The sequence below is a fragment of the Ruegeria sp. C9 genome, from assembly GCF_056537585.1.
Genome location: NZ_JBQFRU010000001.1, coordinates 754,435 through 776,240 on the forward strand (window position 1 = coordinate 754,435; position 21,806 = coordinate 776,240).

Below are 21,806 nucleotides of genomic sequence, written 5' to 3' on the forward strand. Positions count from 1 at the left end.
GGCCCCCGTACCACCGGAGGCCTAAATGGATTTTTCAAGTAAGACCGTCATCGTCGTTGGTGGCACCAGCGGTATCAATCGCGGCATTGCCGAGGCCTTTGCCGCCTCGGGTGCTAATCTGGCTGTCGCCAGTCGGTCGCAGGAAAAGGTCGATGATACCGTGGCTGCGTTGAAAGCAGCAGGCGCATCCGACGCGACCGGCGCGGCGTTCGACGTTCGCAATCCAGAGGCCGTAGCCGAAGGCCTTAAGCAATTCCACGACGCTTTTGGAGATTTCGATGTCCTGATTTCTGGTGCTGCCGGCAACTTCCCAGCGCTGGCATCTGAAATGTCGGTCAATGCATTCAAGGCGGTCATAGATATCGATCTGATGGGCACGATCCACGTCATGAAAGGGGCCTACCCCTATCTCAAACGTCCCGGTGCCAGCATTATCAACATTTCGGCCCCGCAATCCTATCTGCCTTACGAAGGGCAGGCCCATGTTTGCGCCGCCAAGGCGGGCGTTGATCAAATCACCCGAACCCTTTCAATGGAATGGGGCGTCGAAGGGATTCGCGTGAATTCGGTCGTTCCGGGTTTTATCGAAGGAACCGAAGGCGCAAAACGGCTGGCCCCTACCGAAAATGCCCATGAAGAGCTGCGTCGGGACGTCCCGCTGGGTCGCTGGGGTCAACCCCAGGATGTGGCAAATGCCTGCCTATTCCTTAGCTCTGATATGGCGAGCTATATCAGCGGAACAGTCATGGCCGTTGACGGGGCTTTGTATCAGCGCGGCTCGGGCAAGTTTGGCCAGATGATGGGTCAGATGCTGCGCGCAGCGAAAAAGGGCCAGGCTTAGGTTAGAACACAGGAATCCGATTGGTGGCAAACTTTTCAGTCGCTGGGCTTTATTTCCAACCCACCAAATTCAAGAGCTTCTGAAATAGATACCCGCTGCTACCAAAAGCGATGTCAGCGTACCGGCCACCACGTAAAGTGCGAAAGCGCTGAGCAGAGATTGACCGACAATCAAAGCGGCAGCAAAGGTTAACAACCCTGCAAGTATTCCCAATCCCATTATCGCAACTATCATGGTGCCGCTATCCGTCCCAAGCCTCGTCTCAGGAGATGTTGATCTTCTGAACCCCATCTCCGTTCCCGACTAACATAGAATTCTCGACATTTCTGGCCAAAGTATGGCCAAGGCGAGTTAACGATTACTTAAGGCGGAGAATTGCCGATCCTCTGTCTGGCGCTGCGCCCTGGAAGAGTTCACAAACTCGTTGTTTCCGCCAGTGGTTCGCATCACCCCCTGCCGTCAATTCCAAGAAAAATTATTCAATAACAACGAAAAATTCTGTTTGGCAGCGGGTAGATGGACGACGTCAGCCGTCCACCCCTTCCGGTTTGCCGACGATGGTGAAATGCAGACCCTCGGGGTCCAGCAGTTCAGACGCCACCCGGTTCACATCCTCCAAGGTCACTGCATTCACCTTGTCGTTGCGAGTCGCAATGTAGTCGATAGGCAGATCTTCCATCTGCATCCCAACCATGATTCCGGCAATCTGGCCATTGCCGTCAAAACGCAGCGGATAGGCCCCGGTCAAATAGGTCTTGGCGTCATCCAATTCTTTCTGCGTCACACCTTCCGCAGCCGCGCGCGCCCATTCCTGTCGGATCACTTCGACCGCTTCGGCGATACGGTCATTGGCAGATGAGACCGAGCCCAGATACACTGACGCCAGATCCTTGGGTACCAGATAGGTCGCCACGCCATAGGTCAAACCACGTTTCTCACGTACTTCCTGCATCAGGCGACTTTCGAAACCGCCGCCGCCCAGAATGTGATTCAGGATATAGGCCGCAAAGAAATCGGGATCATCGCGATCAATGCCACTTTGCCCGAAAAGGGCGACGGATTGCGGAGTGTTGAAGTCCACTACGCTGACACCGCCGTCAATGGTGACCTTCGCCTTCTCTGGAATGGGTTTCCCGGTTGCTGGCAGATCCAACAGCAATTCGTCCAACAGTACGCCCAGCTCTTCTGCCGTGATGTCGCCAACAGCTCCGACATACAGTCTGTCCTTGGCAAAGACATTGTCGTAGGCAGCGACGATGTCGTCGCGGGTCAGGCTTGAAACGCTTTCAATCGTACCTTTACCGTCCGACGCATAAGGATGATCCCCATATGCCATTTCAGCAAAACTGCGTCCGGCAATATCGCTTGGATCAGTCTGGTCGGACTTCAGACCCGAAATCACCTGAGCGCGCACCCGATCGATCGCATCCTCATCGAAACGCGGTTCATGAATCGTGGTCTGCAGCAAATCAATCACTTCATTCCGTTTCTCAGTCAGGAACCGCGCCGAAATGGAGACCGTATCATCTGTTGCCCTGTAGCTGAAGGACGCTGCCAGAGATTCAAGTTCGCGTGCATAGGTGCGGGCATCCATGTCGCCGGCGCCTTCCTCAATCAGGCCGCTCATCAGATAGACCGCGCCGCGTTTATCGGGATCATCCAGCGACGTTCCTCCACGAAACCGCAGTTCCAGCGCGGTGAAGGGGATCGAATGATCTTGGACCAGCCAAGCGGTAATACCACCGGGCGAGGTTACCTCTTTGATCTTAATCTCGGCCCAGGCGGGAAGGGCAATGATCAGCGCAATCAGCGTTGCGGCAAACCGTTTCATTGTGTCACCTCATCGTCACGCATCAGCCAGCCAGTGACCGAGGTTTCAGGTTGCAGCACTTCACGGGCAGCCGCGATGATCTCGTCACCCGTCACAGCCTGCAGGATGTCGGGCCAGGCCTGCACATCCTCGACCGTCAACCCGCTGGTCAACGCACGACCATAGCGGTTTCCAATACCGTCCACGTTATCGCGCGCATAGGTCTGCGCGGCGCGGAGCTGCATCTTAATGCGCTCCAGGTCTTCATCCTTGACACCTTCCGCGATGAAATCCGCAACGGCCTGATCCATGGCATCCTCCGCATCCTGAAGCGAAACGCCCTCAGCCGGCACAACGATCAGATCAAAGGTCGTGTCATCCAATGAGACCCCCTTGTAGAACGCACCGGTATAGACCACCTTCTGCTGCTCAAATTGCAGCTTTTCATTCAGATATGAGGTTGTGCTTCCTCCCAGCAATTCCGCCAAAAGAAACAGGGCAGCGGCCTTCTCCTGCTCACCGGCGTCCCGTTCAGGGGCCAGATAGCTGCGCTGCACGTAGGGTTGTGCGACACGCGCATCCTTGAAGGTCAGGCGACGTTCGGCAGTCTGGGGTGGTTCTTGCGAGCGTATCCGCTCGGGCAAATCAGGGTTGGCTGGGATAACACCGTAGTACTGATCGGCCAACGCCCTGACTTCGTCGGGGTCAACATCTCCGGTGACGACCAATATGGCGTTATTGGGTGCATAATGGGTCTGGTAGAAGGACAGGGCGTCGTCCATATCCAACGCCTCCATCTCGTGGCGCCAGCCGATAATCGGCGCTCCGTAACGGTGGTTCAAATATTGCGCTGCATTCATCTGTTCTCCGAACAGAGCGCGTGGATTGTTTTCGGTCCGCTGATTACGCTCTTCCAGAACCACGTCGCGTTCGGTGATGATATCATTCTCGGTCAGGCGGATGTTGCGCATACGATCTGCCTCCATCCGCATCATCAGTTCCAGCCGGTCAGCGGCGACGCGCTGAAAATAGGCGGTGTAGTCGTAAGAAGTGAAAGCGTTGTCATTGCCGCCATTGGCCGCGACAGTGGCTGACAACTCGCCCGCTTCCATTGTGTCGGTGGCTTTGAACAGCAGATGTTCCAGGAAATGTGCAACGCCAGAGGATCCGATCGGTTCATCGGCGGATCCGGCCCGGTACCAGACCATATGCTGAACAACAGGCGCGCGATGATCCTCGACCACCACGACGTCCATGCCGTTTTCAAGCGTAAATGTGGTGACAGCCTCTTGCCCCTCTTTCGCGAACAAGGGGGTGGCGGCGATCAGGGCAGCCGACAGTGCCAGGGCCCGAACCATGGGGCATCCTCCGTTTCATTTCTGATATTCAAACTACGGTGGTGCCGCCGGGGTTCAAGGCCAATGACGGAAAGTTAAGAAGAATTCATTCCAGCGGCGGGGCCGACGGCGTTTCGATCCCACGACGACGCGCCGCTTCATTGGTCGCGTTCGCATCGATTGACTGACGTTCATAGACCTGCGAGTACCGATCAACCGGGAACAGGCGCAGGCGGGTCCAGCGACCGCGATTTTTGCGGAAAGCCGCATCCTCTTCGGCCGTTACCTGACGCGTATTGGCAGGAACGCCATATCTGCTTGAGGCCGTCACAAGCGCCGCATCGCTGGCCGGTATTGCGGTATTCGGGTTCAGCGCTGCCTCACTACCACCCAGCGCCACAACGGCATCCGCTTTGGGGTTAGGATCGGTCAGGTTTGCACCGCCGGGAGTCGGCGCTGGAAGAAAGGCGTAGTCCTTGGGCTGGGTCAGCGGCTTGACGGGCAATACCGAAAATTCATCCGGCCCCGCTCCGGGCGGATCAAGATTGCGCAAACCAATATCGGAACAGCCCGCAACGACAACGGCGAGTGTCAGAACAAGAATGGCGCGTGGCATACGCATCAGTGTCTCCAGCCAGTTTCAGGCGCTTTTATCGCATATCGTCCGGCAGGTCACGAGGGCTTTTTGCCATCGAACAGGACCAATCCCAAAGCTCCCGCAAATATGAACACATCCGCCAGATTGAACACAAAAGGGTTGCTGATCCCGCAGCAGGACATGTTCAAAAAGTCGAGAACATAGCCGTAAAGCACCCGGTCCACGACATTTCCCAGCGCACCGCCGATCAGGAGACCGCCGCAGAATTGTTGAAGCTTCGTAGGAGCGATGCGGCCCAGCCAGATCAGGACGCCCAGGCAGATCGCCACGGAAACCCCGATCAGCACCCAGCGGGCGGCGTCACCGTCGCCCTGAAACAGGCCAAAATTGATGCCGCGATTCTCGCCGTATCTGAAAACCAGAAGCGGTGGCAGCACGTCGATATCGCCCTGCGCCACGCGCATGACGTGAATGACCAGATACTTACTGATCTGGTCGATCAAAAACGCCGCCAATCCGGCCCATAGGATGAACGAACCGCGCATCAGTGACGGAAATGCCGCATGCCGGTGAAGACCATTGCCAGACCGGCCTCATCCGCCGCCGCGATCACTTCATCATCACGCATCGAACCGCCGGGCTGAATAACGCATGTTGCGCCTGCCTCGGCGGCCTCCATAAGCCCATCGGGGAAGGGGAAGAATGCATCAGAAGCTACGGCCGAACCGATGGTCAGCGGCTGGGGCAAGCCCAGCGCATCAGCCATACGCTCGGCTTTCTTTGCCGCGATCAGTGCCGAGTCAACGCGGCTCATCTGCCCCGCGCCGACACCCACGGTCGCGCCGTCTTTGACATAGACGATGGCGTTGGATTTGACATGTTTCGCCACTTTCCACGCGAACAGCAGGTCGCGCATCTGTTCCTCAGATGGTGCTTTTTTGGTGACCACCTTCAAGTCATCCATACCAACAAAGCCGTTATCCTTGTCCTGCACCAGCAGGCCACCTGCCACCTGTCGCACAGTTTTACCACCGGCGGTCACATCCGGCAGAGCTTCGGTCGTCAGCAGGCGCAGGTTCTTCTTGGCGGCGAAGATCGCCTTGGCCTCGTCTGACGCCCCCGGAGCGATCACAACCTCGGTGAAAATCCCCGTGATCTCCTGCGCGGTTTCCGCGTCCAGCGATTGATTCAACGCCACGATACCGCCGAATGCCGAAGTCCTGTCGCAGTCGAACGCGGCTTTATAGGCCTCAAGCAACGTCGCACCTTTGGCTACACCACACGGATTGGCATGCTTGATAATCGCACAGGCTGCCCCTTCGGCCGGGTCGAACTCGGCCACCAGTTCAAAGGCGGCATCGGTATCGTTGATGTTGTTATAGCTCAGTTCCTTGCCCTGATGCTGTACCGCCGCCGCCACGCCCGGACGACCCGAGCCATCTACATAGAACGCTGCCGACTGGTGGCTATTCTCGCCATATCGTAAGGTCTGTTTCAGCTCACCGGCAAAGGCGCGGCGTTTGGGGGCCTCAAGCTCCAGCGCATCGGCCATCCAGTTGGACACGGCTGTGTCATAGGCGGCAGTGCGGGCATAGGCCTTTTGCGCCAACCACTGACGGAAGCCCAGAGAAGTCTTACCGTAATTCTCTTCCAGCTGATCCAGCAGCGACGAGTAGTCTTCGACGTCCACAACCACGTTTACAAAAGCATGGTTCTTCGATGCGGCACGGATCATGGCTGGGCCGCCGATATCGATGTTCTCGATACACTCATCATAGGCAGCGCCCTTGGCCACGGTCGCTTCAAAAGGGTAGAGATTTACCACAAGCAGATCAATTGCGCCGATACCATGTTCGTTCATCGCGGCGACATGGGTGTCATTATCGCGCAGAGCCAGCAGCCCGCCATGGACCATCGGGTGGAGCGTCTTGACCCGGCCATCCATCATCTCGGGGAAGCCGGTGATCTCGCTGACATCTTTCACCTCCAACCCCGCATCGCGTAGCGCCTTTGCGGTACCGCCGGTCGAAAGCAGTTCAACCCCGCGTTCGGCCAACGCCGTTCCCAGCTCGATCAGCCCGGTTTTGTCGGAAACGGAAAGCAACGCGCGGCGCACGGGGTGAAGGTCGGTCATGGGTCCAAAGGTCCTTTTGGCGTCAGTCGAAAACGGGCTCGTCCCGGTGCGTATCCCGCACGGCATAGGCTGTATCCTGAGCCTTGCTGAGCGTCCACCGGATGCGCGTCGCATACTCCATTGCGCGCCCAGATAGAACGATCTGTTTTGTCGCGCGTGGCTTCAAACGGCCTTTTTCAAGGTAAACGCTTGGTTCAACTGACAACTTTCCAACGCCATCATGGCGGCAAACCCATATCTCACCGCTTTTGAGCGCCATCGACACCGCAGCGCCACCCAGATCAAGTGCCGCATCAACGTCAGGATGCAGGTGAAACCGGATGTCAAAGGCTATCCCCTGCAGACCTGCCCCGTCCATCGCGCGATCGAACTGCCGTTTGGCTTTGTCGGTTGCGGTCAGCAGAATATCCTCGCCCACCAGCTCACGCCCGTCAAAGCGCAATTCAAGCGTGCGGGCATGGGTCAGGCCAAACACTTTGGCGTAGCCGTCATGTCCCACCATAAAGCGGGTGCCTTCGAATGCATCCTCGAAATCCACGGGCACATCCTGCGGGCCATCCACCAATGCTTCCTGCGACGACCCATTTGCGCCTTCTGCAAGCCGGGCGCTGGAATACCCTTCGACGCATAGGGTCGAATGCGACGGGGTCGCGCGCCCTGCCCTGCGCCATTCCTGCCCAAAACTGCCACCTGATCCACAGTTCACGATCAGAGGACGGCGGCCTGAGGTCAGCTCAAATGCAAGCGAGGATGCATGGGCGTTGAACGACGCAGCACCTTTGGGAGGCGCACTGGCATCCACCAGAACCGTGGTTCTCGAGGCGGCCAATCGTGCATAACCCATTGACAGGTCCGAATGCTGCTGCGGCTTGACACCGCTTTGCGCCAGTGCCTGATCCAGCCGCCCTTCAAGCCCACGCCCGCCCCCGTGAAATCTGGCCAGAGATCCATCTGCATGACGCAGATTTCGCAGAGTAGGTGCAATGCGCTTGATCGCCCCGGTCTGAGAGGCAGGCGTGCCTCGGCCAACTTCACCAAGTGCAGCAGAGGTCCAGGCCAGCAGAGTGAAGACCTCCAGCAATTCCTCAGGGTTGCGGGTGAGAATGCCGCCCTCGGCATCGATCTGGCGGTCGCATTCCCGGGCCAGTGCGCGCAATGCGGGATCAGCCAGTTGCTCCAACCCCTCCAGGGCCAAACCAGCCTGAACCAGCCCTGCGAGCGCTTCGAATCTCGGCAATCCTGGTGTTGCTGCTGTCCAGCGTTTGGAAAGAAACCATGTTTGTTGTGCCAAGGAGCGGAAGAAAGCTCTGCTTTGCGCCTCATCAACGCCGCGTAGCAGAAATTGCGCGTGGTTGATCCAGCGCATCACCCGGCGCCCGGTCAGGTCCGGCGCCCAGCCGGGCCCCTTCCCGCGCCCATGTGCGGTGATCCAGCCCCAGACCCATCGCTGCGCCTTTTCACGGGCGCGCATATCGCCGACGGCTGCCAGATCATCCAGCCAGATGAAACCGTGGCGTTCATCATCAAAATCCGGACTGGGCGCAGCAACATCCCAGAGATCGGTGTCATCCGCCTCGACCAGATATCCAGCGAAAAGGAGATTCCCGGCCACCAGTTGTCGCCCGCGTGCAAACGAACCGACGGTGCGCGGCTCAGGCTGGCTGACGAATCCCGAAACCGCCTTCCGCCTTTGGCTCAGGCGCGCGTAAAGGCGGTTCTGAAACCGCATCCAGCGATTGGCCATTGTGTCCGATTCTGACATGACGCTTGCGACTCTGCCCCTTGCGCTCTGCGGGCGCTTGAACACACGATAGACCGGTCCGCGCGTCAAGTCATCGAAAAGCGTCGCCTCAAGCGGATTTGTTCAGACAGGCGATATAGAACCCGTCCATGCCACCCTTGTCCGCCCAGAAATCCGGGCGCAAACGCAAGCCACCTTCTTCTGTAATCCAGTCTGGTTCAACGCCCGCAATCTCAAGCGCCGCACGGTCAATCTGCATATCCGGGTATTGATCCAGCGCCTCTTCGATCTGCACCTCTCCTTCGTCCGGCAACAAGGAACAGGTGCAATATACCAATCGGCCTCCGGGTTTGAGCAGGGTCCAGGCATGGGCCAGCATCCGGGCCTGTAGTTCGATCAATCCCCCGAATTCCGAGCCATCCTTGGCGAAGGGTAAATCAGGATGGCGGCGAATCGTGCCCGTGGCCGAACACGGCGCGTCGAGCAGGATGGCATCATACTGGCCCTGATGGTCCAGCGCATCACCAGCGATCACCTTGGCCTTCAAACCTGTCCGTTTCAGGTTCTCGCGCACCCGCTCCAACCGTGTTTCGGAGATATCCAGCGCCGTGACCTCTGCCGCTACCACAGCCAATTGCAACGTCTTGCCACCGGGCGCGGCGCAAAGGTCCAATACCTTTTCCCCGGCTTTCGGGGCCAGCACGCGCACAGGCAGCGCCGCTGCCGCATCCTGAACCCACCAGTTTCCACGCTTGTAGCCCGGCAAAGCCGACACCTGCCCCGCATCCTGCAAACGGACTGAGCCGGTGGGCAGGGCTTCTCCGCCCGGCGCCTCAGCGCCCGGTTTCAGCGTCACGTCCAGCGGTGCACCATTGAAATGGGCCTGTTCCATACCCTTTACTGCGTCATCGCCCCACGCCATGATCAGAGGATCGCGCAGCCAGTCGGGCAGACGGGGCACGCGCATCTTGGGCCAAGCATCCGGTCCATCGGCGGCAATCTTGCGCAAGACTGCATTCACCAACCCCTTGAGCCGCCCATGCTTGCGCGAGCGTCCCACGATCTCGACCATCGAATTGACCACGCCATGCGCGGCCTCGCCCTGACACAGCTCGACCGTTCCAAGCCGCAGTGCGTTATGCACCGTTAGCGCTGGTGTCTGCCGCAGGTGATCGGCCAACAGCCGGTCGGCACGCTCAAGCCCTCGCAGGGTTTCAATCGTCAACCGCTGCGCGCGCGCGCGATCCTCGGGTACCAGACGATCCAATGCGCCCGCCGCCAGACATTCAGGTAACAGCCGCCCCTCGCCCAATATCTGATCCAGCAGATAGATTGCACTGCGCCGCGCGGCGGTTGCAGAGTTTGACATGATGCTGAGTGCCTCTCGTGACCTTTGCCGCATTGCCTTGGGCGGACGAGGGCGTATATCAAGGCCCTGAACAGAAAGGAACCCGATGTCATGAGTGACGAGCGCAAAGACCTGCCCCCCGCCGCTCAGCGCGCATTGGCCGAGGCTGAGGAACGTCGCAAAAAGGCCGAAGCGGAAGCCAAGGCGCAGCCCAAGGAACTGGGTGGGCGCGACGGTCCTGATCCGGCCCGCTATGGCGATTGGGAGAAAAAGGGCATCGCCATCGACTTCTGATCAGGCCCCGCCCCGCAGCGCTTGCAGAAAGTCGTCTATCAACGCCCTTTGCCGTTTCGACCTTGCCCGATCCTCGGGCCATGTCAGCCAATAGCCATCCTTTGTCCTAAGCTCGGGCATATCCAATCTGTGTAATTGACCAGTCTTTAAGCTGCCCGAAGCCAACGGTAGTGAACCCAACGCGATCCCCATGCCCTGACGCGCCGCCGTGATCGCGTGACCTACCGAGTCAAAACTGATCCGGCCAGCCGGTAATTCATCAACCCCCGCTACCTGCGCCCAGTCCTTCCAACCGGGGCGTTCTCCGCGCAAATCAATCAGCGGCGCACCCCACTTGATGCCAGATGCGGCCATCGGTGCCAGAACTTCAGGCGCAATAAGCTTTGCCTTTCGTCCAGGCCAAACGCCTCTGCCATAGCGGATCTGCAGCCAGGTACGCTCTTCCTCCAATGAGGCCCGGCGCGCCATGGAATCTGTCATCACACGCACATTGGGCTGCGCCTCAAGGAACGTGGGCAAGGCTGGCAGAACCAGCGCGTGGATGTGCGACGAAAGTCCCGCGACCCGAAGCTCGCGCGGAGTTTTGCCGAAGAGATCCTCAGTATTGCGTTCCAGTGCTTGCAGGCTGTCCTGCACCAATGGCAGATAGCTTTCGCCTTCGATGGTCAGCGAAACACCGCGGGCTTCGCGCACAAACAATGACCGGCCCAGCCAAGCCTCAAGATTGCCTATCCGTTGACTGACCGCCGCCTGCGTCAAACCAAATTCGCGCGCAGCAGCAGAAAAACCACCCAGCCGCCCGGCGGCTTCGAACACACGCAGCCAGTCCAATGGAGGTAGTCCAATCTTCTTCTTATCCATAAGATTTTCCAAGTCTCAGAGGCAATAAGGTTTAATTGTAGTAATGTCACGAAGCGCATATCTCCTCAAGCAAAGCCCGCGCCGAACAGGAGAGACCCCATGCTGCGCTCAGCCACTTTCGACCCATCTGTGGTCACTATCGCGTTTTCCGATGGTACCGAGGCCCGCTTCCACGCCATTTGGCTGCGCGACAATGCGCTGGACCCCGAGACCCGCGCCCCCGGCAACGGGCAGCGCCTGATCACAATCGGCGATATCCCCTCCAATATCTCGGTCAGCGCTGCCGAGATCCGAAATGGCGATCTGAGTGTTACCTTTCAGCCCGAAAACAAATCCGTGATGTTCCCTGCCGATTGGCTGGCCGATCACGTTTATGACCGCGAACAGGCGCAAGACGTTGGCCGCACCGCATCCGGCGTCACCACATGGGAGCGTGGTATCAGCGCCCCCAGCGGTGACTGGGAAATGGTGCACACCGACCCGGAGGCCAAGCGCAGCTGGCTGGCTGCCGTCGCGGAGTACGGCTTTGCCAAGCTGACAGGTGGCCCGACCGAGCCGGAATCGCTGCTGAAAGTGGCCGATCTGTTCGGCTACGTGCGCCAGACAAATTATGGCCCCTATTTCGAGGTTCGGACCGAGGTGAACCCGACCAACCTCGCCTATACCGGGTTGGGGTTGCAGGCCCATACCGACAACCCTTATCGCGACCCGGTACCGACACTGCAAATCCTCTACTGCCTTGAGAATTCGGCCGAAGGCGGCGATTCCATCGTTGTCGATGGTTTCCGCGCGGCTGAGCGTCTGCGCGATCTGAACCCCGAGGGCTTCGCCTTGCTTGCAGGCTATCCGGCACGGTTCGAGTATAAAGGTTCGGACGGGGTCTGTTTGCGGTCACGTCGCCCGATGATCGAGCTTTCCCCCGATGGCGAGTTGATCGGCATTCGCTTCAACAACCGCTCGTCTGCGCCGTTCGTGGATGTACCCTTTGACAAGATGGAAGCCTACTATGCAGCCTATCGCCAGCTGGGCGAGATCATTGACGATCCCGCTATGGGCGTGTCTTTCAAGCTGGAACCGGGCGAAAGTTTCATCGTCGACAACACTCGCGTAATGCATGCACGGCTGGGCTATTCCGGGGCCGGGTCTCGCTGGTTGCAGGGATGCTATGCTGACAAGGATGGGCTGCTTTCGACACTGGCCGCCATGCAGATGACACAACCGGAGGCGGCGGAATGAAACCCGATTTCTCGACCTTAAACCGGGACAATATCGTGGCCTTTATCGGTGACATCTTCGATCGTCGGGGGGGTGAGGAATATCTGGGGGAACCCGTCACCATGGCCCAGCACATGCTGCAGGGTGCCACGATTGCGGAACAGAACGGACAGTCTGAAGAAATCATCGTCGGTGCGCTGTTGCACGACATTGGCCATTTTACGTCGGAATTCGGCACTTACCATCCGGACGATACCGAGGACCGATATCATGAAGATGCAGGTGCAGAGGTGTTGGAGCAGTTCTTTCCGTCGGTCATCACCGATTGCTGCCGGTATCACGTTGCAGCCAAGCGGTATCTCTGCGCCACCAAGCCGGAGTATTTCAATCGCCTGTCCGCAGCCTCGGTCCATACGCTGGAACTGCAGGGTGGTCCGATGAGTGCCAAGGAGATAGCCGAGTTCGAGGCAAATCCGAACCTGAAAGAGATCATTCAGGTCCGTTATCTGGACGAAGCGGGAAAACGCGCTGATATGGAGACCCCGGATTTCGCCCATTTCGCACCGATGGTACAACGGATGGTCGACCGGCACATTCAGGCAAGCTGAGACAGCTTTCATCCGCCCGATCGATAGAGCCAAGAAAATTCGTCGAATTTTCTTGGCTCTTGATCCTGAAGCCTACAGCCCCAGAACATCCACCATGTCATACTGGCCCGGCGCCTTGCCTTGACCCCACAACGCGGCTTTGAGCGCCCCACGGGCAAAGATCGCACGGTCAGTAGCCAGATGGCGCAACACGATACGCTCACCGAGTGCCGCGAACAGGACATCGTGTTCGCCGACAATGTCTCCGCCACGAATCGCGTGGAAGCCGATATCGCCGCGTTTTCGCGCACCGGTAATACCGTCGCGGCCCCGATCGGCCACATCCGCCAACTTGACACCGCGCCCTTCTGCGGCAGCTTCGCCCAGCATCAAAGCCGTGCCTGAAGGCGCATCGACCTTGTGATGGTGATGCCCCTCGATGATCTCGATATCAAAATCCTCATCCAGCGCGGCGGCGACCTTCTTAGTCAGCTGAACCAACAAATTTACCCCGAGGCTCATATTCCCGGCCCGCACAATCACGGCATGGCGCGCGGCAGGTTCCAAAGCTGCGATCTGTTCATCCGTCATTCCGGTGGTGCCAATCACGTGAACGCACCGCGCTTGTGCTGCCAGCGCGGCAAACTCGAGCGTCGCCTCGGGCGCCGTAAAGTCGATAACAGCCTGCGCCTGCGCAAATGCCTCCAGCGGATCGTCAGTGACGGTAACACCGAGCGCCTGCCCGCCCATTGCCTGACCCACATCCTGACCGATCCAGTCATGACCCTTACGCTCGACCACACCAACCAGACGCGCCTGATCGCTCTCAGACACGGTCTTGATCAGCATCTGCCCCATACGGCCCGAAGCCCCTGTGATGACGATCCCCGGAATATGGGTCATTGCGCTGGTCCTTTCTAAAGTCGGCTCAAAGCCTCCTACCCGGTTCGCGCCCGCTTGGCAAAGCCCCGCTTTGGGCTTAGATCGGGGGGCATGGCAAAGAACAAATTCCACGATGGCCCCGGCCCTTCCCAACGACAGCTGCGCGTCGGCGAACTGATCCGCCGCACCCTGTCCGAGATTCTGGCGCGCGGAGATGTCCACGACCCCGACCTGAACCGCATGTCGATCACCGTGGGTGAGGTGCGCACCTCGCCCGATCTGAAGATCGCCACCGCCTATGTGCTGCCCTTGGGCGGCAAGGGGCAGGAGGACGTGATCGAACTGCTCGCTCGAAACAAGGGTGAGCTTCGGCGCGCAGTGGGCAAGAAGGTGGGCCTGAAATTCTCACCCGACCTGCGGTTCCGTTTGGACGACACATTTGATCGACTGGACGACACCCGCCGTATGTTTAATCAGGACGCGGTACGCCGCGATCTGGACGAGTGATCCGTACCCTTGTCATGCTGTGTGCTGTCCTCTGGGCCGCGCAAGTCTCTGCAGTCACTTGCGAGAAGCTGACTCATGAGGATAAGCGATATACGGTTTGCGAGGTAGATACCTCGGAAGATTTGCGCCTGTTTCTGAACGATGAAAATGGCGATCTGCTGGGTCATTTCTCTTCGGTGAATGAGGCGTTGGAGCCTCAGGGGAAAAGGCTCGTCTTTGCGATGAATGCGGGCATGTACCATGACGACCGCTCGCCCGTCGGCCACTATGTCGAAGAGGGGCAAGAGCAGATGCGCGTGATACCGAATGCCGGACCCGGCAATTTCGGACTGCTGCCCAACGGTGTGTTCTGCATCCGTGAAAACCGTGCCGATGTGTTCGAGACTTTGGATTTCGTCGATCAGGCGCCGCAGTGCCGCTTTGCGACACAATCGGGCCCCATGCTAGTGATCAACGGAGAGTTACACCCTCGCTTTCTGCCGGATTCAACCTCGCGCTACACCCGAAACGGGGTGGGCACCAGCGCCGATGGCACGCGTGCGGTGTTTGCGATCTCGGACGATTACGTCACTTTCCACGAATTCGGCAGCCTATTCCGCGATGTATTGAAAACACCGAATGCGCTGTTTCTAGATGGCAACATTTCCCGCATGTATGATCGCGCCAGCAATCGGTCGGATATCGGGTTTTCGCTGGGACCCATCGTGGGTGTCGTCGAGGACGTTCCGGCAAATTGACAGCATCGAAACGATCCGCTAACTCGCGCGCCTCAGCAAGACTCAAGGTGTAGAATGGGACGCAAACGCAAGGGCCGCGACATTTCCGGTTGGCTGGTGGTGGATAAGCCCGCTGGCATGACTTCGACCGCGGTGGTCAACAAGGTGCGTTGGGCGATGGACGCCAAGAAAGCGGGCCATGCGGGCACGCTGGACCCAGAGGCAACCGGCGTTTTGGCCGTTGCGCTGGGTGAGGCAACCAAGACCGTCCCCTACATCACCGATGCGCTGAAGGCCTACACCTTCACCGTGCGGCTGGGGCAGGCCACCAACACCGATGATGCTGAGGGTGAAGTCATCGCTGAGAGCACTGCGCGCCCCTCGGATGAGGATATCAAACAAGCGCTTGGCCCGTTTCTGGGCGATATCAAACAGGTGCCGCCCAAGTTCTCGGCCGTGAAAATCGACGGTCAACGCGCCTATAAGCTGGCCCGAGATGGCGAGGATGTAGAGCTGACCGCCCGCCCTCTTTGGGTAGAGGAACTGGTGCTGATCGACCGCCCCGACGAAGACCACGTCGTGCTGGAGATGACCTGTGGCAAAGGTGGCTATGTCCGTTCCATTGCGCGTGATCTGGGTGAGGCGCTCGGCTGCCACGGCCACGTGAAAAAACTGCGCCGCATCTGGTCCGGCCCGTTTGAGGCCGAGGATGGCCTGACCATCGAACAGATCGACGAGATGGCCAAAACCACCGCTCTGGATGATTATCTGCATCCGCTGGAAACCGGCTTGTCGGACCTACCCGAGCTGAAATGCACCTCTGAAGGAGCCACCCGTCTGCGGAATGGCAATCCGGGCATGGTGCTGGCCTCTGACGTGGAATACGGCGACGAGGCCTGGGCCTCGCTGGATGGCAAGGCCGTGGCCGTAGGAATTTACAAGTCGGGCGAATTGCACCCAAGCCGCGTCTTTGCCGCCAACTGATGACTGTTCAGGCGGCGATACGCAATTTGTGACCCAGTCGAAGTATCTCGGACACCAGTAGATCCAGATCCTGCTTTTGCGTGCGGTGATTGTTGACCGCCACCCGTAGGCAATGCGCCCCCTGAACCGTTGTATCCGATAAAACCGCTGTGCCTTCCTCTTGCAGGCACAACATGATTTCGCTGTTAATCGCACGCAGAGTTTCGGGGCTGAGACCGCCCGGGTCATAGCGGAAACAAACGATGTTTATATTGGTGGGGAACATCAAGGTGAGGTCATCCTCTGCCTCGATCAGCGAAGTCAGATAACGCGCCTTTTCGATATCCTGATCAATGAGCCTGCCGAATTTCTGAACGCCGTGCTCCTTCAAGGACATCCAGACCTTGAGCGCTCGAAACCCACGCGAAGTCTGAATGCCGTAATCGTGCAAAAACGCCGCCCCGGCGACGCCTCGGGATTGCGGTTCCAGGTATTCCGGGGTCAGAGTAAATGTCGCGTGGTGGGCATCATGGCTTCGCACCAACGCGCAACCCACTTCGAAAGGCGCATGTAACCATTTGTGTGGGTCGAGCGCGACGGAATCCGCGCGTTCGATGCCGGACACGCGCCAACTGTTATCATGGGCGATTGCAATTAACGCACCGATACAGCCGTCAACATGAAACCACAGGCCTTCCTTGCGGCAGAAATCGGCAATCGCCGACAAGTCGTCGATGGCGCCTGTGTTCACGGTTCCGGCGGTGGCAATCACACAAGCGGGGTTAAGGCCGTCTGCGCGATCCTGCGCGACCATGCCGGCAAGCGCTTCAAGATCCATCGTCAAATCGTCTTGCGTAGGAATGCGCCGCAGCGCCTTGTTGCCCAGACCCAGTGTTTCGAGCGACTTTTGGTGACAACTGTGCATCTGATCCGATCCGTAATACCGCATCGGCTTATCCATGGCGGCGATGCCCTCTTCGCGCATGTCGATCCCGGATTTGACGTTGCGGGCCACCGTCAGCCCGATCAAGTTTGCCACGCTGCCGCCGCTGACCAATGTCCCACTGGCCCCCTCCGGCAGACCGATCATCTCGCGTAGCCAGTCGACGACTTGTCGGTCGATCAGGGCTGCCGCATGATTCCCACCCCCTAGGTTCGATCCCTGAACCGCCGCCAGAAAATCCGCCATCGCGCCTGTGAAATTGCTCGCGCCCATATACCAGCCCCAGAACCGGGGATGAATATTGCCCATTGGATACTGCATGACCTGAGACTGGACATCATCCATCAAATCACCCAACGGCATACCCTGCTGAGGTGCGGGCGTTTCGAACCCGTTGCGTATGGCAGTCGGCATATCTTTCCAAATCGACCTATCACGCACATCACGCGTATGATCCAACGCCATATCCAGCATCTCATGTGCTAACTTGCGGGTCTGCTCCCAATCCGCCGGATCCAATGTCTCGAATGTCATGTCTTCCCCCAGAATAAGCCGTTCAAATGAAGGCAGGTATAGCACAAGTTAAGAAACAGGACATCGCCCCTTGTAAACGGGCCTAATTCCAGCCAAACCCGACTGCATGATCACCCGTTCTCACACCAAGGGCGACGCGCCCTCGACTGCTATCTACTCCGATTGCGAAAAATACCGCTATAGCCTGACCCGTATCTGGAACCCGGCGGGCCGCAAGGCGTTGTTTGTGATGCTGAATCCGTCGACGGCGACCGAGGTGCAGAACGACCCCACGGTGGAACGTTGCGAGCGTCGCGCACGCACACTGGGTTTCGGAGCTTTTCAGGTCACCAATATCTTTGCCTGGCGCGACACTGATCCGCGCAAGATGCGAGCATCTGCAGATCCGGTGGGGCCTGAGAATGACGCAGCCATCCTAGACGGCGTGGAATGGGCGGATCAGGTCATCGCCGCCTGGGGCACCCATGGCGCACATCTGGAACGCGGCCCCGCAGTTGAGGACTTGCTGCGCGGCACGGGCCAGCCCTTGTTCCACCTTGGGCTGACCAAGGACGGGCATCCGAAGCATCCTCTCTACATTGCGTACACTCAGCAGCCCGAACCCTGGTGATAAAGGATTAACCACGCTCTCAGCTTCGCTTTGACCAAGCCATTGTTTGCATGAGATGTTTTACACTCGGAGCCATTGTGCTTGCGGAGGGTAGATGTGTTTCTGATCGGATTATTCGGAATGGCCGCCATGGGTGGTGCGGCCTACGCAATCAGCGACGTACTTGTGCCAGAAGACAAAGGCGACAACGAGGATGAAGACGATCGCATCGAGGAAACGGTCGACGACGACCTGTCGGAAGGCAATTTGCTTGACGCGGACGAGAATATCGACGAGCCCAGCTCTGCCGAGGAAACCCGCTCTGACACTGGTGAGATTGTGTCCGAGTATGAAGTTGATCTGGTCATTGCGGGCGATGAGGATGCGGATGTTCTGACCGGGCAGGAAGGCAACGATCAGATCAACGGATATGGCGGGGACGACTGGATCGACGGCGGCGCTGGCAACGACGTGTTGTATGGTGGTGGTGGCGGGGACGTCCTGTTTGGCAACCTCGGGAATGATGTGCTCCATGGTGAATATGGTGACGACGCGTTGGACGGAATGTCAGGAAATGACGACCTGTATGGTCATTTCGGAACAGATGATCTGAGCGGCGGTGATGGGAATGACCGGCTTTTTGGTGGTCAGGGCGATGACACGTTAAGCGGCGATGACGGCGACGACGCGCTACAAGGCGGAGATGGCGACGACTACCTTGTTGGGGGTGCCGGTGAAGACGCCCTGTTTGGCGGAGATGGTGATGACATCTTGTCCGGAGAAGATGGCCTGGACGAGCCTGCGCGCGACTTCCTGAACGGGGGCTCTGGGGACGATGTCATTCTTGCCGAAGACGGCGATGTGGTCACAGGTGGAGAGGGTGAGGACGAGATCGTTGTGCAGTCCGACCCCGAGCAGGAAGCCACGACAATCATGGATTTCCAGATCGGTCACGACAAGCTTCTGATCACCTGGGACAACCCGGAAGAACCGGAATTGACGATCGAACAGGACAGTCAAAACAACAGCTTGACCCATGTTCGGGTCAATGGCGAAGACGTCGCTCAGCTTTTTGGCGCAGAGGGTCTGACTGTTGAAGATATTCAGTTTGTGACCGAAGCCCAGTTGGAGCAGTACGCCTTCACTAGTTGAGCCTGCAGAATCCCTTTGCCATTTGCGGTGAATGCGCCTATACGCGCCCATCCGCATCGGAATCGGTGCGGTTTTCTCCATGGGCCTGTGCTGGACGACATCCCGGCCTGCGCCATCAACTCTAACCTTTAAAGGAGACCCCGATGTCGATTACTGCCGCTGATAAAGCACGCGTCATGAAAGAATTCGCAACCAAGGACGGCGACACTGGTTCGCCTGAAGTCCAGGTTGCTATCCTGACCTCGCGCATCAACACCCTGACCGAGCACTTCAAAACCCACAAGAAAGACAACCACGGGCGTCGTGGTCTGCTGAAGATGGTTGCTCAGCGCCGTAAGCTGCTGGACTATCTGAAGGGCAAAGAAGAAGCACGCTATCAGGACCTGATCAAAAAGCTGGGCATCCGCCGCTAAACGCGTTTTGTTCATGTTGTACAGGCGCTGAGGCCCTGTTCGTACAAATTGTACATCTTGTACGCCCGCCATTTGGTGGGCGTATTTGTTTTGGTCACTGTCTAATCTAGTGAACTGTGCGGCGCGCGAATTTCCCGTCATGTTCATGAGAGACGGCACACACATACCTGCGGCCCAAACCTTACCGCTACGCAAAGAAGCGCAAACTTTTTTTAACTTCCTGTGAACCACTTCACTGAACGCGGTCAAAGATTGCGCCATTCTGAGGATGTTAGTGAGTAGGCGCTTCTTTTGTTTCGAGCGTCAGGTTTTTCATAGTCCTCCCTTTTTTACTGGGCGTGCCTGTAGCGGGCGCGCCCATTTTCGTTCGGGACACACTGATGAAACCTACTTGCCTTTGGTATCAAGCGCCTGAACGCCGGGATGGCGAAACAGTTTCGCCATCGCAATCAATGCCAGTACACCGCAGATGACCGCGAGCACGAAAGGCATCCGCAAATTGATAGCCATGAGGGACCCGCTGAGGGCCGTAATGGTCCCGGAGCCCAACGCGTAGATGGCGACTGTCACACCCATGACCCAACCTTGCTCGGTTGGGCCGACGCTCGCGGAAAACAACGAAAGCATGGTCGGGTACATGATCGCGAACGCGATGGTTATCGGAACAATCAGGACATAGGTCAGATCGGCCATGGGGTTCAGCATGAAGGCCAATATCCCAAGTGCCATCGCTGCAATGGAGACATACAGAATCGGAAACTTTTTGTACCGCTCGTGCAGCGGCGCGGTGAGGTAGGCACTGCCAAAGGCCATGGAGCCTCCGAACACGGCGAGGGCCATGCTGTTTTGAAGCGTACTGAACTTGAACCGGGTCAGCAGATACGTGTCGATGAAGAAGAAAAACGCATTCAGGCACATCAGCGAGAACAACATGACGACCGAAAGCCGCAAAACGACCGGGTTCGAGAAGACTTTCCACAGGTTCAAAACAACATCTAAAAGCCCGAAGTCAATTTTTTGTCTTTTGAAACCGGGTTCGGAGAAGAAGAACAGAATCAGTGCCATGTTGATCAGGATCAGGGCAATGGCGACGTAGAAAGGCAGTTCCAGTGACGCAAATGATCCCATCAGGTTTTGGTCGCTGAGCAATCCTGAAATCAGTGGCCCCCCGAGCAGGCCCAGCGCGGATGCCGCAACAATCATCCCGAGGTTTTTTGATTTCTCCTGATCGTCATGGCTGATGTCGATCAATGCGGCCTGCGCAATGGGTTGGTTGGCCGTCGTAAACCCGGAAATGGCGCGCCCCAAAAGTAACAGCCAATAGCTGGACGTCATGATCGCGGCCACAGTCAGAACGTAGCCGATCAGGGCACCGGTAAGGCAGATCATGATGCCTGTTTTACGCCCGATATAGTCCGACAACTTGGCGATGAAGGCCGCCCCGAAAAAGTAGAACAGAAAGAAGACGACAATCAGAATCGTATAGTCGAGCTGGCGGATATTCGTCGCTGTTCCATGTGCGAGGAAAGCCTGGTGTGGATCCAGCAGGATCGTGTTGAAAATCGGCACGATCAATCCAAAACCCATCACGTCAATGAATACGACCAGCAACAGAGACAATCGTGAAAGGTTCATAACAGCATCCTCGTTACGGTCCCGGAAAAATCCAACTTCAAAAACATCGAGGGGGCAGGTCACATCACAAGAAACACGCGCTGCGCCAAGAGTTGCCCGGAGTCAGGGTATGGGCTCTTTTGTTTTCTGTCCAATTTGGCGCGGCGACGGGCGGTATCCGGGTGGCTGACCTTGGGTTTCGAATTGTGACGCCGCGTCGCGAAAGCCGGGCCCTAGGTTAGAAGGTTGACGTAAGCGTAAGCAGTGCCGTGATTTTTTTCCAAGCGGTCAAAAAAATGATGCAAACAGCAGATTTCTTCCCCCTTTCTCGGCACCCCATTTTTCTTACATGGACGGTGTCGCTGCGGGTTCACACTCACGGAAGTTGGTCTTTGAGCCCTTCCCTCAAGTGGCTTGGACCTGACCCGCAGCGGCAAGGATTTGATGACCATATGTTGCGGGAGTTGAATGATGCCATTGAAGACAATTCTGAGCCGGGTGTTTGCAACCAAGATGTCTGAGACGTCCAACGCCACAAATGCGCGGTCGATTTTGAATAATCCCTACGACCATAAGAAGGCAATTTCGAAGGTTGAGACAGCGGCGGTTCTTCGCGGGATCCTAGAAGATGAAAAGATGGAATATCCAACCCAAGGCAATCGCAAGGATTCGCTGCACTGACCGCCGTTTGGTACGCTCCCGACGACTTCTGCATGGGCACGCCCTA

23 protein-coding genes are annotated in these 21,806 nt (G+C 57.7%); 11 read left to right on the forward strand and 12 right to left on the reverse strand.

Going from position 1 to position 21,806, the window contains the following annotated elements; genetic code table 11:
- Positions 1-25: 25 nt before the first annotated feature.
- Positions 26-841, forward strand: coding sequence for an SDR family oxidoreductase (locus tag ACR0NE_RS03370; protein ID WP_170598425.1), 816 nt, complete (start codon positions 26-28; stop codon positions 839-841).
- A gap of 69 nt (positions 842-910) precedes the next feature.
- Here ACR0NE_RS03370 and ACR0NE_RS03375 read toward each other — a convergent pair whose 3' ends face one another.
- From ACR0NE_RS03375 to ACR0NE_RS03410, 8 genes are all read right to left on the reverse strand, one after another.
- Positions 911-1,060, reverse strand: coding sequence for a hypothetical protein (locus ACR0NE_RS03375; protein ID WP_170648760.1), 150 nt, complete (start codon positions 1,058-1,060; stop codon positions 911-913).
- A gap of 307 nt (positions 1,061-1,367) precedes the next feature.
- Entirely contained in the window at positions 1,368-2,672 is a 1,305-nt protein-coding gene (locus tag ACR0NE_RS03380; RefSeq protein ID WP_170598422.1) for a M16 family metallopeptidase, read from the reverse strand.
- On the reverse strand, positions 2,669-4,009 hold the full coding sequence (locus ACR0NE_RS03385; RefSeq protein ID WP_170394641.1) for a M16 family metallopeptidase: 1,341 nt from the start codon (positions 4,007-4,009) through the stop codon (positions 2,669-2,671). The genes ACR0NE_RS03380 and ACR0NE_RS03385 overlap by 4 nt, the downstream gene beginning before the upstream one ends.
- Before the next feature lie 85 nt (positions 4,010-4,094).
- Positions 4,095-4,610, reverse strand: coding sequence for a DUF3035 domain-containing protein (locus ACR0NE_RS03390; protein WP_170466572.1), 516 nt, complete (start codon positions 4,608-4,610; stop codon positions 4,095-4,097).
- A gap of 50 nt (positions 4,611-4,660) precedes the next feature.
- Positions 4,661-5,131, reverse strand: coding sequence for a signal peptidase II (gene lspA / locus ACR0NE_RS03395; protein WP_170513939.1), 471 nt, complete (start codon positions 5,129-5,131; stop codon positions 4,661-4,663).
- On the reverse strand, positions 5,131-6,720 hold the full coding sequence (purH, locus tag ACR0NE_RS03400; protein WP_170598419.1) for a bifunctional phosphoribosylaminoimidazolecarboxamide formyltransferase/IMP cyclohydrolase: 1,590 nt from the start codon (positions 6,718-6,720) through the stop codon (positions 5,131-5,133). The genes lspA and purH overlap by 1 nt, the downstream gene beginning before the upstream one ends.
- A gap of 22 nt (positions 6,721-6,742) precedes the next feature.
- Positions 6,743-8,482, reverse strand: coding sequence for a heparinase II/III domain-containing protein (locus ACR0NE_RS03405; RefSeq protein ID WP_170598416.1), 1,740 nt, complete (start codon positions 8,480-8,482; stop codon positions 6,743-6,745).
- 88 nt (positions 8,483-8,570) lie between these two features.
- A complete protein-coding gene (locus ACR0NE_RS03410) occupies positions 8,571-9,830 on the reverse strand; it encodes an RsmB/NOP family class I SAM-dependent RNA methyltransferase (protein ID WP_170426173.1) in 1,260 nt (419 codons plus the stop codon).
- A gap of 90 nt (positions 9,831-9,920) precedes the next feature.
- Here ACR0NE_RS03410 and ACR0NE_RS03415 point away from each other — a divergent pair, with 90 nt between their 5' ends.
- The gene (locus ACR0NE_RS03415; protein WP_170394659.1) at positions 9,921-10,103 is read left to right on the forward strand and encodes a DUF1674 domain-containing protein; all 183 of its coding nucleotides are present in this window, start codon (positions 9,921-9,923) and stop codon (positions 10,101-10,103) included.
- Here ACR0NE_RS03415 and ACR0NE_RS03420 read toward each other — a convergent pair whose 3' ends face one another.
- Positions 10,104-10,964, reverse strand: a complete 861-nt coding sequence (locus ACR0NE_RS03420) for a LysR family transcriptional regulator (protein WP_170426171.1) — start codon at positions 10,962-10,964, stop codon at positions 10,104-10,106.
- Between the two features lie 99 nt (positions 10,965-11,063).
- Here ACR0NE_RS03420 and tmpA point away from each other — a divergent pair, with 99 nt between their 5' ends.
- Positions 11,064-12,200, forward strand: coding sequence for a 2-trimethylaminoethylphosphonate dioxygenase (gene tmpA, locus ACR0NE_RS03425; protein WP_170598413.1), 1,137 nt, complete (start codon positions 11,064-11,066; stop codon positions 12,198-12,200).
- Positions 12,197-12,787 carry a (R)-1-hydroxy-2-trimethylaminoethylphosphonate oxygenase gene (gene tmpB / locus ACR0NE_RS03430; protein WP_170426167.1) on the forward strand — a complete coding sequence of 197 codons (591 nt, stop codon included), beginning with the start codon at positions 12,197-12,199 and terminating at the stop codon, positions 12,785-12,787. Before tmpA ends, tmpB begins: the two co-directional genes overlap by 4 nt.
- Positions 12,788-12,859: 72 nt before the next feature.
- On the opposite strand, the gene dapB is transcribed toward tmpB, so the two are convergent.
- A complete protein-coding gene (dapB, locus tag ACR0NE_RS03435) occupies positions 12,860-13,669 on the reverse strand; it encodes a 4-hydroxy-tetrahydrodipicolinate reductase (protein WP_170598410.1) in 810 nt (269 codons plus the stop codon).
- Positions 13,670-13,759: 90 nt separating this feature from the next.
- Here dapB and rbfA point away from each other — a divergent pair, with 90 nt between their 5' ends.
- Genes rbfA through truB form a run of 3 tightly spaced genes read left to right on the forward strand, consistent with a single transcriptional unit; the run spans position 13,760 to position 15,855 of the window.
- Positions 13,760-14,155, forward strand: coding sequence for a 30S ribosome-binding factor RbfA (gene rbfA / locus ACR0NE_RS03440; RefSeq protein ID WP_170513964.1), 396 nt, complete (start codon positions 13,760-13,762; stop codon positions 14,153-14,155).
- 14 nt (positions 14,156-14,169) lie between these two features.
- Positions 14,170-14,892: a phosphodiester glycosidase family protein gene (locus tag ACR0NE_RS03445; RefSeq protein WP_170598452.1), complete on the forward strand. Its 723-nt coding sequence runs from the start codon at positions 14,170-14,172 to the stop codon at positions 14,890-14,892.
- A gap of 54 nt (positions 14,893-14,946) precedes the next feature.
- Positions 14,947-15,855 carry a tRNA pseudouridine(55) synthase TruB gene (gene truB / locus ACR0NE_RS03450; RefSeq protein ID WP_170598407.1) on the forward strand — a complete coding sequence of 303 codons (909 nt, stop codon included), beginning with the start codon at positions 14,947-14,949 and terminating at the stop codon, positions 15,853-15,855.
- Positions 15,856-15,862: 7 nt separating this feature from the next.
- On the opposite strand, the gene ACR0NE_RS03455 is transcribed toward truB, so the two are convergent.
- Positions 15,863-17,311, reverse strand: a complete 1,449-nt coding sequence (locus tag ACR0NE_RS03455; RefSeq protein WP_170598404.1) for a pyridoxal-dependent decarboxylase — start codon at positions 17,309-17,311, stop codon at positions 15,863-15,865.
- Between the two features lie 106 nt (positions 17,312-17,417).
- Here ACR0NE_RS03455 and ACR0NE_RS03460 point away from each other — a divergent pair, with 106 nt between their 5' ends.
- The 3 genes from ACR0NE_RS03460 to rpsO all read left to right on the forward strand — a co-directional run bounded on the left by ACR0NE_RS03460 (position 17,418) and on the right by rpsO (position 19,465).
- On the forward strand, positions 17,418-17,921 hold the full coding sequence (locus tag ACR0NE_RS03460; protein ID WP_170513974.1) for a DUF1643 domain-containing protein: 504 nt from the start codon (positions 17,418-17,420) through the stop codon (positions 17,919-17,921).
- Positions 17,922-18,002: 81 nt separating this feature from the next.
- A complete protein-coding gene (locus ACR0NE_RS03465; RefSeq protein ID WP_480459540.1) occupies positions 18,003-19,052 on the forward strand; it encodes a calcium-binding protein in 1,050 nt (349 codons plus the stop codon).
- A 143-nt stretch (positions 19,053-19,195) separates the two neighbouring features.
- The gene (gene rpsO / locus ACR0NE_RS03470; RefSeq protein ID WP_050605082.1) at positions 19,196-19,465 is read left to right on the forward strand and encodes a 30S ribosomal protein S15; all 270 of its coding nucleotides are present in this window, start codon (positions 19,196-19,198) and stop codon (positions 19,463-19,465) included.
- A 387-nt stretch (positions 19,466-19,852) separates the two neighbouring features.
- Here rpsO and ACR0NE_RS03475 read toward each other — a convergent pair whose 3' ends face one another.
- Positions 19,853-21,100, reverse strand: coding sequence for an MFS transporter (locus ACR0NE_RS03475; RefSeq protein WP_170598398.1), 1,248 nt, complete (start codon positions 21,098-21,100; stop codon positions 19,853-19,855).
- Between the two features lie 450 nt (positions 21,101-21,550).
- Between ACR0NE_RS03475 and ACR0NE_RS03480 the strand changes: the two genes are divergently transcribed.
- The gene (locus tag ACR0NE_RS03480; RefSeq protein WP_170598395.1) at positions 21,551-21,760 is read left to right on the forward strand and encodes a hypothetical protein; all 210 of its coding nucleotides are present in this window, start codon (positions 21,551-21,553) and stop codon (positions 21,758-21,760) included.
- Positions 21,761-21,806 lie beyond the last annotated feature (46 nt).